The 13,863-nt window shown below is 34.6% G+C and carries 13 protein-coding genes and 1 tRNA gene; 6 read left to right on the top strand and 8 right to left on the bottom strand.

The features are described from left to right. Positions 1 to 43: 43 nt before the first annotated feature. The 3 genes from C5Q98_RS04780 to C5Q98_RS04790 all read left to right on the top strand — a co-directional run bounded on the left by C5Q98_RS04780 (position 44) and on the right by C5Q98_RS04790 (position 928). A tRNA-Gln gene (locus C5Q98_RS04780) sits at positions 44 to 117 on the top strand. Positions 118 to 272: 155 nt separating this feature from the next. Continuing rightward, a complete protein-coding gene (locus C5Q98_RS04785) occupies positions 273 to 494 on the top strand; it encodes a helix-turn-helix transcriptional regulator (protein ID WP_106012531.1) in 222 nt (73 codons plus the stop codon). Between the two features lie 14 nt (positions 495 to 508). Then, the gene (locus tag C5Q98_RS04790) at positions 509 to 928 is read left to right on the top strand and encodes a hypothetical protein (protein ID WP_106012532.1); all 420 of its coding nucleotides are present in this window, start codon (positions 509 to 511) and stop codon (positions 926 to 928) included. A gap of 117 nt (positions 929 to 1,045) precedes the next feature. On the opposite strand, the gene C5Q98_RS04795 is transcribed toward C5Q98_RS04790, so the two are convergent. After that, on the bottom strand, positions 1,046 to 1,612 hold the full coding sequence (locus C5Q98_RS04795; RefSeq protein WP_106012533.1) for a nitroreductase family protein: 567 nt from the start codon (positions 1,610 to 1,612) through the stop codon (positions 1,046 to 1,048). Between the two features lie 201 nt (positions 1,613 to 1,813). Here C5Q98_RS04795 and C5Q98_RS04800 point away from each other — a divergent pair, with 201 nt between their 5' ends. Together C5Q98_RS04800 and C5Q98_RS04805 are read left to right on the top strand one after the other, a co-directional pair. Continuing rightward, entirely contained in the window at positions 1,814 to 2,896 is a 1,083-nt protein-coding gene (locus C5Q98_RS04800) for an NAD(P)H-dependent amine dehydrogenase family protein (protein WP_106012534.1), read from the top strand. Positions 2,897 to 2,974: 78 nt separating this feature from the next. Next, the gene (locus tag C5Q98_RS04805) at positions 2,975 to 4,006 is read left to right on the top strand and encodes a Gfo/Idh/MocA family protein (protein ID WP_158695713.1); all 1,032 of its coding nucleotides are present in this window, start codon (positions 2,975 to 2,977) and stop codon (positions 4,004 to 4,006) included. A gap of 90 nt (positions 4,007 to 4,096) precedes the next feature. Here C5Q98_RS04805 and C5Q98_RS04810 read toward each other — a convergent pair whose 3' ends face one another. The 3 genes from C5Q98_RS04810 to C5Q98_RS04820 all read right to left on the bottom strand — a co-directional run bounded on the left by C5Q98_RS04810 (position 4,097) and on the right by C5Q98_RS04820 (position 6,434). Next, positions 4,097 to 5,041, bottom strand: coding sequence for an IS3 family transposase (locus tag C5Q98_RS04810; protein ID WP_106012316.1), 945 nt, complete (start codon positions 5,039 to 5,041; stop codon positions 4,097 to 4,099). Beyond that, positions 4,954 to 5,487: a helix-turn-helix domain-containing protein gene (locus C5Q98_RS04815; protein WP_106012315.1), complete on the bottom strand. Its 534-nt coding sequence runs from the start codon at positions 5,485 to 5,487 to the stop codon at positions 4,954 to 4,956. Before C5Q98_RS04815 ends, C5Q98_RS04810 begins: the two co-directional genes overlap by 88 nt. Positions 5,488 to 5,582: 95 nt before the next feature. Beyond that, complete coding sequence (locus tag C5Q98_RS04820; RefSeq protein WP_106012536.1) at positions 5,583 to 6,434, bottom strand: DUF7973 family transport facilitator; 852 nt, start codon at positions 6,432 to 6,434, stop codon at positions 5,583 to 5,585. Positions 6,435 to 6,624: 190 nt separating this feature from the next. Here C5Q98_RS04820 and C5Q98_RS04825 point away from each other — a divergent pair, with 190 nt between their 5' ends. Next, positions 6,625 to 7,176 (top strand): DJ-1 family glyoxalase III, encoded by a 552-nt coding sequence (locus C5Q98_RS04825; protein WP_106012537.1) that lies wholly within the window; start codon positions 6,625 to 6,627, stop codon positions 7,174 to 7,176. A gap of 126 nt (positions 7,177 to 7,302) precedes the next feature. On the opposite strand, the gene C5Q98_RS04830 is transcribed toward C5Q98_RS04825, so the two are convergent. From C5Q98_RS04830 to C5Q98_RS04845, 4 genes are all read right to left on the bottom strand, one after another. Beyond that, positions 7,303 to 11,223 (bottom strand): prealbumin-like fold domain-containing protein, encoded by a 3,921-nt coding sequence (locus C5Q98_RS04830; protein WP_106012538.1) that lies wholly within the window; start codon positions 11,221 to 11,223, stop codon positions 7,303 to 7,305. Between the two features lie 297 nt (positions 11,224 to 11,520). Next, the gene (locus C5Q98_RS04835) at positions 11,521 to 11,973 is read right to left on the bottom strand and encodes a DIP1984 family protein (protein ID WP_106012539.1); all 453 of its coding nucleotides are present in this window, start codon (positions 11,971 to 11,973) and stop codon (positions 11,521 to 11,523) included. Positions 11,974 to 12,020: 47 nt separating this feature from the next. Continuing rightward, positions 12,021 to 12,680 carry a uracil-DNA glycosylase gene (locus C5Q98_RS04840; RefSeq protein ID WP_106012540.1) on the bottom strand — a complete coding sequence of 220 codons (660 nt, stop codon included), beginning with the start codon at positions 12,678 to 12,680 and terminating at the stop codon, positions 12,021 to 12,023. A gap of 19 nt (positions 12,681 to 12,699) precedes the next feature. Beyond that, the gene (locus C5Q98_RS04845; RefSeq protein WP_106012541.1) at positions 12,700 to 13,704 is read right to left on the bottom strand and encodes a GerMN domain-containing protein; all 1,005 of its coding nucleotides are present in this window, start codon (positions 13,702 to 13,704) and stop codon (positions 12,700 to 12,702) included. Between the last annotated feature and the right edge of the window lie 159 nt (positions 13,705 to 13,863).

The following is a 13,863-nucleotide window of genomic DNA, read 5'->3' on the forward strand; positions in this document are numbered from 1 at the left end:
TTTCAGCAAAGTTAAAGTTAAACCATCAAAGTAATAATTATATTGCCAATTAGTGTAATGGTAACACACCGGACTCTGACTCCGTACTTGTAGGTTCGAATCCTACATTGGCAGCCATAGAGGGACGACTTTCAGGATATATTCCGAGTCGTCTTTTTTCATGTTTTTATAGCTCCTCACAAAAATCCTTTGACTGCTCCTCAACACGGTGGTACTATAAATGTAACATTAGTACTATAAATGTAACCATAGTAATAAACAAAGGAGTATCAATGAATGAATTAAAAGTCGGAAATAGAATTGCTGAGTACAGGAAAGAAATGGGGCTTTCTCAGCACAATCTTGCAAAAGCAGTAGGCCTCAAAAGGCGATCAATTATGGCTTATGAAAACAAAACAATTAGCCCCACAATCGAAACTGCCTATAAAATATGTAAAGTTTTAGGCAGAGATATTAAAGAAGTCTTTATCTTCGATAAGATTGATGGAGATTAGAAAGAGGAAAATAAATGAGTAAAATATTTACCACAAATTCTGAAATTATCCAAATGGTTCAAGACAACTTTGGTCATACGGAAAATTATCTTGTAGCAATGAAGCATAATGGCTTCATAAAAGATTTATTAAAATGGTTCATCAACAGACTTTATTACGCTATGGATAGTAGCAGACAATTTATCTTGTATTTTGATCATCAAGGAATACACGAAAAAGAATTTAGTTTTACTGACAAATCCAAATTCTTACTAATCCCATGGAACGAAGTTGATGAGTTTGATATAAATGATAAAGGTAATAAAATCATTATTAATATAAATCATCTCGGCAAAAAATATTCTTATATAGTTGAATTCAATAACTACTTACTAAAAGGTAATCGTGAAAGATTTGCCCATTTAGAAAAGAAAAACTTTTTCAGAGAGCGTTAATAAGTATTAAAATTTTAGAAAATCTCAATAATTAAAATTTAAAAGTGCCATTACTATCTCTGTAACGGCACTTTTCATCAAGATCCCCTATTCCATAACACTACCTTAAAACTCATATCAGTCTTCAAGGAAACTTATAGAGAATCTTTCCTTAAACTCTTTTGGCCCTCTAGTACTTTCTTCATCTGCAGGATATCCTAAAACTAACGAGCCAACTGCCTGATAACCTTCAGGTAAATCAACAGCCTCTTGAACTTTAGCATTATTTTGAGTAGACCTTATAGCACCCCAAATATAACATGCACCTAATCCCAAAGCCTCCGCTGCCAATACCATATTATGAATTATCATGGCAGAACTAGCATATTCTGCATTTTCAATAGTATCTCCTTTAGGTTTCACGGCTACGACAATTAGTGTTGGAGCATTGTATAAAGGATGAACCTCTCTTCCACTTACTTCACTAACACCTCTCTCTATAATCCCTTTAACTTTATCGGAATTAATAACTTGAATGTGATAGTTCTCGAACTTTCCTAAAGCCACCGGACTTGTCTGACCTGCTGCTATAACCTCATTTAGAGTCTCTTTAGGTATAGGTTTATTAGAATAATCTCTAACTGAGCGTCTCTCGTATAAAATTTTCAACTCATTATTTCTAATACCACTTAACTTCTCCTTCATACTTCCCTCCTATAAAATTTCCTCCACAAAACTTCCCACTATACTTTTCCAGGAAATTTCACAGCTTTATTAACTTTATTCTAACAATAAATTATTAAAACATTCTGCAAACATCGACATTTGCAAGGCCTTCCATCTTTAACAGAGCACCAATTAAGAGTATAATTAGCTTATAAATCTAATTTTCCTAAGGAGGATTTTATGGACAGAAAAATTAAAGTCGTACAATTTGGTTGCGGTAAGATGAGTAAATATCTTATGCGCTATGTACAAGAAAAGGGTGCCGAACTAGTAGGAGCATTCGACATGAACCCAGCTCTAGTTGGCAAAGACGTTTCCGAAATTACAGGTGGAGCTGAAACAGGAATTAAAATCCAAAGTGCTGCTGATTTTGATTCAGCATTAAAAGAGCTAAAACCAGATGTATGTGTAGTTGCAACAAGATCAACCGTTGAAGAAATTTCTGATGCATTCAGAACTTGTGCCAAGAACTCTGTCAATGCTATCAGTACTTGTGAAGAGGCAATCTATCCTTGGAATTCATCAGCTGAGTTGACTGCAGAATTAGATAAATTAGCAAAAGATCATAACGTTACTTTATCCGGTAGCGGTTACCCTGATATGTACTGGGGTGTAATGGTCGATACAATTGCTGGTTCATTGCATACTTTAAACAAGATCAAAGGCGTAAGTAGTTATAACGTAGAAGATTATGGAATCGCTTTGGCAGAAGGTCACGGTGCCGGATTATCTATTGAAGAATTCGAAAATCAAATAGGTCAATACAATGATCTAGGTTATGAAGAGACTTTAGAAGCTATTAACGAAGGCAAAGTTGTTCCATCATACATGTGGAACCAAAATGGTTGGTTGTGCGATAGATTTGGTTTAACTATTAAATCTCAAACCCAAAAATGTGTACCAGTAACCCACCCGGGAGATCTCGAGTCCTCTACCCTAGGCCTCACTGTTAAAGCTGGATACGCAACTGGTATGGAAGCTATCGTTACAACAGAAACTGAAGAAGGTATCACAATCGAAACTCACAACCTTGGTTATGTTTACGGTCCTGAAGACTTTGACATGAACACTTGGACATTCGAAGGTGAGCCAGACGTAGAAGTTGTTGTAGATAAACCTGACACAGTTAAACTAACCTGTGCAAACCTAATCAATAGAATTCCTGCATTAATTGATGCTGAAGCCGGTTATGTTACAACAGATAAACTCCCTAATAACCGTTACATCGTCAAAGATATGCACGAATACGTAAAAAATAAATAATTTGATATTTAAGCAAAACAATTTCCCTGTAGTATAACTAAATACTGCAGGGAAAATTTATATTAAGAGGTGATAAGATTGGAAGCTAAAGGTAATATTGAAAATAAAAAAATCTGGAACTGGGGTATATTTGGTCCTGCTGGAATTGCCAGAGCTTTTGCTGAAGGATTGAAGATATTGGATAACGCTAATATATACGCAGTTGCTTCTCGTAGTGAAGAACGTTCTAGAACTTTCGCAGAGAACTTCCCAGTTGAAAAAGTCTACTCTTCTTACGAAGATGCCCTACAAGATGAGGATCTTGAAATCTGCTACATAGCTAATCTAAACAATGATCACTACCCTCTCGCAAAGGCTTGTCTTGAGGCAGGTAAACATGTCCTAATTGAGAAACCTAGTTGTTTAAATAGTGAAATGCTTATTGAGCTGGTCGAGTTAGCGAAAACTAAAAATTTATTTTTCATGGAAGCAATGTGGACCAAATTCTTAGCTACTACAAAAAAGGTTAATGGATGGGTTAATGATGGCAAAATTGGAGAAATCTCCAGCTTAGAGTGTAGCTTTGGATTTGCAAGTGGCTTAGACCCAGAATCTAAAGTACTTGCACTAAACAAAGGCGGCAGTGCTTTACTAGACCTAGGTGTTTATACAGTTTCTTATGCAGATATGCTCTTCCCTGGTTACCCTGAATCTATATGCTATAACGCAAATACTACAGCAGATAATGTAGACATTACAGGGGCTGGTTCTTTAATATATAAAGATAATAAAGTTGCAACTTTTATAGTATCTGTCGCAAATCAATTAACAAACTACGCTAAAATCACAGGAACTAAAGGAAGTATTTATGTTAGCAACTTCATGTCACCTATTGAGGCATCCTTATATGAGGGAATCAGCACAAACCTTAAGGATAATAAACTAATAGAAACCTTTGAACAAAAAAACCTTGTCAACGGATATGAGTATGAAGCTATGCATGTTATGGAATGCTTGGATAAAGGACTAATAGAAAGTCCAACCCATACTTGGGAAGATAACATTAATGTCCTAAAAATAATGGATAAAATGCGTGCAGATATATCTTTGGTGTATCCTGAAGAAAGATAAATTAATTTACAGGCTAAAAAGATTTTCAAAGAAAAAAGGCAATTCAGTTATGTAGTGAACCCCAAAATCCGGACATCAATTTAATAATATTTAAGCGGACTGTAATCTGTATTCAACAGGTGAAAGTCCGTTTAATTTTACCTTTATTCTATCTTCATTGTACCATTTTATATACTCTATAATTACTTCTATTAATTGTTCTAAATTCTTAAAATCTTCACCATAAAACATTTCTTGCTTCATTATTCCAAAGAAATTTTCCATCGGTGAATTATCTAAACAGTTTCCTTTTCTGGACATACTTTGTTTTATTCCTCTCGTTTCCAATCGTTTTACCCAACTGCTGTGTTGGTAATGGAAACCTTGGTCACTGTGAATTACTAATTCACTTACATCTTTAACCCTTTTTAAGGCTTCATCTAAAGCTTTATTTGTAAACGCAGTTGTTGGGTGTTTGTCAATTGAGAACGAAATAATTTCACTATTGTAAGTATCTAGTATTGCAGATAAATATATTTTTTCTTCGCTATTCTTTAATCTGAATTCTGTTACGTCTGTTAACCACAATTCGTTTGGTCTAGCAGTGTTAAACTGGCGCTTGACCAAATTATCAGCTACTTCTCCAACTTTTCCTCTGTAGGAATTATATTTTCTGGATCTTGTTTTGAATTTTGTGCTCAATAAGTTTTGTTCTCGCATAATACGTAGAACTTTTTTGTGGTTAACTACTAATCCTAGCTTTCTAAGTTTCATTGAAACTCTTCTGTATCCATATCTATAACTAGATTCTTTTACAACCTGCACTATTGCTAATACTATCTCTTTGTCTTTATCTACAGGTTTATCTAGCTTGTTTTTCCATTCGTAGTAAGAAGAACGTGGTAGCTCCGCTAAGCTTAACCAAATTTTTAACTGGATTTTTGGAAACTCTACTTGTAACTCTAGAATTACTTTTGTTTTGGCCTTGGCTGGTATTCTCCCTCGTCCATCTCTTCCAGCAAGGCTTCTAACTTTTTTTCGTAAATTTCTTTTAATTTAAGATACTTTACCTCTTCGCGTAAGCGTATTAACTCTTCACGCTCACTCTCGTTTAATGGTTTTGGATTTTTACTCTTTGACACTTTTCGGGACCTTCCTTGTTTTCCTTCCAAACCAGAGAAGCCTTTCTCTTCATATTTTTTGGCCCATGTATATACAATTGCACCATTAGTAACGCCGAAATGTTCTGCTGCTTCTCGGTATGAACATTTATTTATCTCTCTATATTTTATTACCGAAAGCTTAAAATCGCTACTATAACTTTTAGTAGTAAGTTTTTTGATCAATCCATGCTTACCACGTGCGTTGTACCAATTAATCCAATTATTAACTGTTCTTACTGGAACTCCATATTTTTTAGCGATTAAAACACTCCCTCCATTCTTACCACTTAAGTAATCTTTAATTACTTCTAATTTGAATTCATCACTATATTTAGGCATAAATTTACCCCTCCATCCTTTCACTTCTGTGTCCGGATTTTGGGGTGCAGTTCATTAAAGAATTGCCTTTCTCATATTAATTAAAGATATAAAAATTAAATGTTTAATAAAATCAAACTGAATAGAGCAATTGTAAATGCTGGTGGGTCAATATGTGACTCAACATCAGTATTAAATAACCTTGCTAAAACATCTGCTGTTAACCAGGCCAATGGACCAAAGATAGCTGCTATCCAAATATTTGGTATTACACCAAATGCAAATGCTGCAACCATACTTACATGGTGATTAGCAGGTACCGGAACACCAAACATACCAAATGCTAGGACTAGACCACCAAGCAAGAAACCAAAGGTTGGAACACCTGTGACTTTAACAAAATATGTCATTCCCAAAGCAATAGCATATGCAGCCAACAAGTGGAATGCCATTTGATTCAAATTATAATTTAATCTTTCAGATAATTTGAAGTTCTTACCCATAACACCAGAATCGTCAAAAATAAGTCGTCCAACAAAAGCCACAATAATCAATGCAACCGCAGGGCTATCTGATCTAAATGGAGCATAATCTCTCAATAATATACATATAGCTTGACTCAACATTGCGAAAACTCCACCAACTAACAATGTTGGGAAATCACCTGTTGTTGCTAACGGTGCTACTATATTATTTCCTGGCAATACCATATCTACTGGTACTAATTGCTTTCTACTTTTCATACCATAGTAAGATGCTGCTGCAACACCACCTGCAAAAGCAATTTGCGGTGTGAAAATCGGCCCAAAAGCAACATTAGTAATAAAATCCATACTGCCTGTAGCCACATAAACACCAATACCAATTAGTCCCATAAGACCACAAAATACAAAGGAAGTAACACTACCAACATAGGCCCCAAAAATTCCGCCAAAAAAGGCCATAAACATTTCTACTAAAAATGACATTCTGTATCCTCCTACTTAGTCAAATTTAAATATAATATACTTTATTTTATTGATTTTTGCTTTATTTTTTTATGCTGTATTTATGCTTTTATTGGATTTATATTTAGATAAAATTTTAATTAATCTTTATTCACATCATCGTTTATTAATAAAGTTATAATGTATTTATATAGCTTAAGGAGGTATTTCAATGAAAAAAGTAGCAGTATTCCTCGCTCACGGAACTGAAGAAGGTGAAGCAATTATTCAAATCGACCTATTAAGGCGTGCTGGAATTGAAGTTAAAACTTTCTCTATTGAGGAAGGATTAGAGATAACTAGTGCTCATGATATTACTATTCTTGCAAATGATCACATAGATAGTATTAAGCCAGAAGAATTCGATATGCTATTTGTCCCTGGTGGCGCCAAAGGTGTAGAAAGAATGTATGAATCTAAGAAGCTAAGCGAAGTATTAATTGATTTCGCGAAAACCGATTCTCTTATGTCTGCAGTCTGCGCAGCTCCAACTGTATTAGGAAAATTAGGACTACTCGATAGTGAGGTAGCGACTTGTGCACCTAATTGGGAATCAGGATTAGGTGAAGCAACACATAAAGCTGAATCTGTCGTTGTCTCAGGTAAATTTATTACAGGACAAGGTTTAGGAGCTAGTATTCCATTGGCTTTAGCTTGTATTGAGGCACTACTAAACAAAGACGAAGCGGACAAGGTTGCTAAAGCTATTTGTTATAAAGCTTAATTAACAATCAGTTTTTATAATTACATAAAAAGAAAAGTGAGGTCTCTACATTAATTGTATTTGACCTCACTTTTAATTTATAAACTCAAGCTAAAAGCTTGTACTTGTGTTTGGTTTCGCTCTACTCTACTCTTCTCTTCTCTTTGCGATTAAAATTAGTACTGCAGCTGAAGCTATTGCAGCTAAACCTACTATAGCTGAGATATTAATACTCTCACCAGTTCCAGTTACATCTTTAGGAGTTGAAGGTTTTGTACTTGAGCTACTCTTTGTACCTTCACTTGGTTTACTTGGTTTTGTTCCTGTTGTTGCAGTTGTTTCTGTAGTAGTTTCCTCAGGTCTAAGTTCATTATAAACTAGTACTGGGTTAAGTCTGCTTCCTTCTCCCTTAACACTATCTGGATTAGTCTTGCTTAGTTCTAACTTGCCATCAGTTGTAATTGTAAACTTAATTGTTTTTTCAATTATCTTATAACCTTCAGGAGCTACAGTTTCTTTAAGCTCATATTCACCAGGTTTTAAATTGACAAAGATAATTTTTCCATCATTTCTACTGACTTTTGTATTTACCACTTCTTTGTTGAAATACAATTCAAATGTTGCTCCTGCTAGAGGTGCATAATTACTATCTTTATCTGCTTTACCCATTTTTTGGAATACATAAACTGGATATTTCTTCAAGCTAGCCCAGGCTTTATTATCTTTTAATTGTTCTTCCCACTCACCTTGAGCTTCTGAACCACCTAGAGCTGATTGGAATTTAACTATATTCTTAACAGTATCTCTATCAATATTTAGTGGTTCTAAGTATGTTAGATATGTAATCTTCCATGCTCTAGGATTCTTAGGATCTTTATTATCAGGAAGGTTGAACTTCAACTCATGCGTCTTAGCATCATATATAGCTTGTACTGTATTAGAATCTTTAGAATTCATAGCAGTTACCATTGCTTCTTGATAATTACTATATTCACCATCAGGTCCTAGTTCTGAAGAGTATTCAACTTTAATAGTGTTTAGATCTAATTGACCTTTTTCGTTTACAGGAACATAAAGGTTCTCATCTAAAACGTCAGTTAACTCTACTGACTTATAGTCTTTCAAATATGGTTTATGTTCAATAGTCCATTCTAGAGATGCTGTACCTTCTGCATCAGCACCCTTCCATACTGGTTGTTTCTTGCTCAATAACTCAGATTTAACATTCATGTTATCACTTGCATTTCTTGGCAATTCATTGTTTGCCTGAATTTGTGCATTGTTAATGTAAGCATGCGCTTCATCTGGTTGTGACATATTTTCTGTAAGCTTTTCAAAAGCTGCTTTATCTAATTGAGCCTTGGCAACTACCATGTAAGATTTTCCATCGATGTTATTAAAAGTCCATTCTTTTTTCGCTTCATCAAAGGTCAAGAGATTTTTAATTTCAGCATCACTAAGTCTTCTGGTTGCTTGAGGATCACGTAAATTTCTCTTTTGTCCAGGACTACCACCATAAGAAATACTATATTCAATTTGAATTAATTCTGACGGACTAGCTTCATAGACAGCGAACATTGCACCGCTATCATCTACTGGCACTAATTTCCAATCATCTGGTAAGTTATCTGTTAGCACTACCTTGTCGTAATTTGGTAATGTCTCTGGTTTATTCTTGACATCTTTTAGATACTCCTCCCAGTTAGTACCAAATGGATTTATATTAATACGGAAGAAGCTTGTTCTATCCTTATAATTAAAGGTCTTTGCTGGATCGACTTTCTTATAGTAATCAGTGTAAATAGACCCATAGGATGCATCTTTAACTTGCCATACAGATTTTAAATCATTTAGATCAACATCATAATTCAAAACTGTTTTTCTAAATAAGTTCGCATCAAATCTATCATAGTCTGTTGCAGGTAGAAGTTTTAATGACTCAGCCTTGCCCATTGCAAGTATGGCTGTATTGCTCATGATCCCAGTGTCATAATGCGATTTCCCATGAGCTTTTTCGTAGAAATCTTGAATCTGAGTTTGAATCTCTAATTCATATTTTTTACTTTCTCTGAAACCAGAAACTCTAACGACTTCACCTACTTGTTCACCATTTAGCATTAATGGATAAACATCTACTTTTAACTTATCTTCAGAATTATTAGATTTAATTGAATCTTTTACATATGCTAAGTTTACATTTACGTTATTCTCCATGAGTTTAGTAAATGTTCCTTCAGGTAATTTTGCTATATCTTCTTCATTTAAAGTTAACTTAGTTTTGTTCGCTTTTAATTCCTCTTCACTGCCGTAAAAGAATACTTCATAGACAGAAACATTTTCGTCTACGAAAGCCTTACTTAAGTCAACATTAATATTCCATGGAAAAATGCCCTGTCTAAATAAAGGTGCAGTTCCATAAACGTTATACTCTCCAGAAGTTACTGCATGTTTACTGATACTTCCTAAACCTACAAATATAGGTGGATTTATCGGTGTATAATAAATTCCACAGTTATATATCTCTGCAGTATTTTTAATTGCATTTGATTCGATAACTGCATCAGTAGCATAAATTTGTTTAAAAGTAATTTTAATTTCACCATTTAAGTTAGGTAGGAAGAACCAATTTGTACTCTTAACTGCATACTCATCATCTTTTATTTTGCTAGTAAATGCATTTTCACCAAAATCATAAATTTCAGATTTAGTATATTTATCTGGTATTGCAGGACATGGATCATCTTCTTTCATTTGAGGCGCAGGTTTATCTTTAGCATTTACAAATGAATCATCTAGATTTATTATTTCCCACTTACCTTCAGCATTTAATTTTTCAACAGTGACTTCAACTCTTGTTGGTTTAGGAGCATTTTCTTTACCCAAGAAAACATCAGAAATCCATGTAGGTCCATAGCTGAAGCCAGCTTTCCCTGCTCTTATTTCCCAGAGGAGAGCTTTTTCATTATTATCTATATTTACATCTACGCCTTTAAAAGTCTTACTAATTTGAGGAGCTTTGCTTGGCTCAACTTTAGCAATGTGTTCTTCAGGCTCACCCTCTGGCTTGACGAGTTGAACTTTATTCTCTACTGTAACTTTTGCCTTGTCACCCCAAGGGATCTTAGTTTCAAAAGTAATTACTTGTTCGCCTTCACTACCTTCAGGGAATGTATACTCTATAGTTTTTGTAGCACTATTATAGATATCCTTATCTTCAACAGCTTTATTGTTAATCTTGAAACTTCCTGGTACAACTTCACCAACATTGCTTAGATTATCAACTATTTTGTTTCCAGCTATATCAGCCTTTTGGCTATCTACTGTTCTTGAAGCTTTAATGGTCCACATAATGTTATCCATTCCTATTTGTGCACCAGATTTATTTAGAGTAAACTTCTCAACTTTTTCTTGGCTAGGTAATTCAATTTCTTTTTCTAGAATTTTTATAAATTTCTTATCACCAGTGCCGTGATTATCTTTACCTCTCAATGCCTCAAACATACCTTCAAATTCTACAGTCAATTGTTGTAGATCTTCAGGTTCATAATCAAATTGTCCTTTTGGATCTTTAGGGTCACTTAAGAACTCCATTTTTGCAAAAGTTTTACCAGAATCGTCATTAAATATACTGATTACACCAACTTTTTGACCTGATTTAACTTCATAGACTGGAGTTGTCAATTTTGCTTCATCTGCAGCCTTAATATTCTCTCCTAAGTAAATATTTGCAATATCTTTCTCATTTACTTGCTCTTTTTCATTTTCTAGACCTTGATTTATATAATCTCCTATGTTTTCATCATTAACAATTTTGAACATGAAAGAAAACTTCAAATTAAAAGAGCTCTCTAGGTTTAAGTTGCTTAAATCGCCAACTGTTTTTCCACCTTGAGAAGCTTCAACACCTACATTATAAACAGCATTTGTTTTGTCCTGTCCAGCCACTTCTGGCTCTGCTTGTAGCAAAGTATTTTGTCCTAAAAAAGATAAAATAAACAAAAATACTAAGCTTAAAGACAAAGCTTTCTTTTTCATAGCTTGCTTGCTATAAAAATCATCTTTCCTCATATTAATTCCCCCTTTTCAAAAAAGAATTTGTATTAATAATATAACCATAGCACAATGGTTTTAAATTAAAAGTTTTAAAATCCCCTACACCGCCCTCACTAAGCCTATCAACGCCAAGGTAATAAATTACAATTCACAACAATCCGCATTTCAAGTATCACGAGCTCAATTTTCAACAAGGGATCGAACCTTATACTGCTCAAGTACGCCAATGCAGTGGGATCTTTATACTCGTTCCCGAGAGTAGCATTCGCCTAGGTTTAGCTACCAACTTCTACATTTCGCAAAAAGTTAAAATTACAACAATTCTATCGTCCAATTAGCCTCTTGGATTAGCAAATCAAGTTCTCTTAGTTCTTTTGCAATTGCATCAGCTTTTTTTCTAAGTTCACTTACATTTACAGATGGGAATGTCTTGATCTCTGTTCGACTATATCTTGGACTTATGTCAGATGCAGTATTTAGGAAATTCTCATAAATGCTTCTTTTTAATGCCAGAGCATCTCGCTTTGCTAAAAGTTCAGATATAGATCCATCTGCAGTAATTGTTTCATTGTTTGTCTTATGTATTCTATAAACGTAAGTCTCTAAACTAGAAATTACACCTTCTAACTCTTCAATCAACTTCAAAGGATCCTCCGCAGTTGGTTCACCCTCTTGATAGGTCGCATTGTTCTCTAATCTAGTTCTAAGGTCTAATGCTTTGTTTTGCAGGTCACTTCTGATTTGTAATGCTTGTGCAAGTTTCATTGTTATAATCACTTTCCTTTCTTAATTGCTTCTATTGTTTAATTAACTTACCAATTAATTCTAGATTCGCCTAAGTCCTCAAGCATTCTATTTATTCTGCTAAAAGGTCTAGAGCCCAAGAACCCTCTATATGCCGATAGCGGCGATGGGTGACTCGAGACTATCATGTATTTAATAGGCAAGTCGTTCACTGAATTTTCTGCCTTTTTCCCCCATAATACAAAAATTATATTTGGATTTTTCTCCAATAAATAGCTTAAAACATTATGCGTAAACTCATCCCAGGCAATATAGTTATGACTTAAGGGTTGCCCTTTTCTAACTGTTAGAAAAGTATTCAACAAGAACACGCCTTGTCTACACCACTCACTTAAATCTCCATTTGCCTTATCTATTCCTAGATCATCTTTTAGTTCTTGGAAAATATTAATCAAACTCTTGGGCAAATTTAATTGTGGATGCACACTAAAACTTAAACCCATTGCATAGGGTATTTCTTGTCCATTGTGGATTTCAAAACCTGGATATGGGTCTTGCCCTAGAATTACTACTTTGACATTTTCAGGTTCAACCAGCTCAAAAGCACGAAACACATCCCCAGATAATGGATATACTTCGTGCTTTGATCGCTCATTTTCCACTTGCGTAATAATATTTTTAAAATAAGGTTTATTGCATTCTATTTCTGCAAACTCATGCCAAGACATTTATTGACCTCATCACCTTTTATTTGATTGTGAATGTGTGAGTTACCAAACCTGTTGGTGAACCGTCCTTACCACTCGCTCCGTACAATGATAATTTAAACTCACTTGCATCAGTCTCAGGCACTTCAATTTCGAAGTCAAAAATTCCTCTCATGTCTGATCCTTCTGACATAGTCAGGAAATCTTCAACTAAAACATTTCCATCTTTATCTTCAAGTTTATAATGTAATGTCTTCTCAAAAACCATGGCAGAACCTTCTACCCTTATCTTGTTGCCTGATAAAACTGCACCATCTTCTGGAGTGTTAATCCAAATCTCAGGTTCTAAGACTAAGCTTAAATTTCTAACCAATTTCTCCGGAACTTTTATACCAGCAAGGCCTCCTACTTGAGCCTCTTCACCATCAACAAGGAACTTAACTTCTTCTATAGAAGGGAACTCTGTGAGAGTATTAACCATTGCCAATATAGAATATGTTTCTGCATTACCACTCTGTTCTTGCAATAAATATTCAGGTGACAAATTGACTGTAGCTACACCATTCTCTATATCTACTCCTAGGATTTTTTGATCTTCACGGAAAGATACGAAAGCGCCTTCAGTTTGTGCATCATTCTTCAATAACTCTTCTAGAGCTGCTTTTGCAACAGCTTCTGTTTTTGGAATAGTGTGAGTTTCTCTGACTAAATAGTATGATTTTTCACCATCAGCTTGATTATCTTGTACGCCTTGGCCACCATTAACTGTCGCTTCTTTAATGTAGTACAGATTTACTTTCATCTCTTCTTGAGGTTCAGCCTGAGTTGTAGTTGCCTCTGTTGTCTTCTCTGTACTTTCGCTAGTTGTAGTGCTTGTATCTGAATCTTCTTGCATTGAAGTAGTATTGGATGTAGTTTTATTCGTATCTTCGTCAGTGTGTTTACAAGCAGCTAAAGGAGTAACAGCTAGTGCTATTACCATTGCGATTAAAGTTAATTGTTTTAACTTCTTTCTACCTGATTTATTAAATATGTTTTTCCTCATAATTCATACCTCCTACTTTTAGGATACCTTTATTTTACCACGTTCAAAATCTCTCTGCTTTGTTTATCTTTTTAGCACCTAGAAAATATAAGACATAAAAACGCGTGCCATTTATATCTGGCACGCCTTCGAAAAACTAAATTAATTCAAACTTTGACT

Source organism: Fastidiosipila sanguinis (assembly GCF_002998295.1).
GTDB classification, from domain to species: Bacteria; Bacillota; Clostridia; order Saccharofermentanales; family Fastidiosipilaceae; genus Fastidiosipila; species Fastidiosipila sanguinis.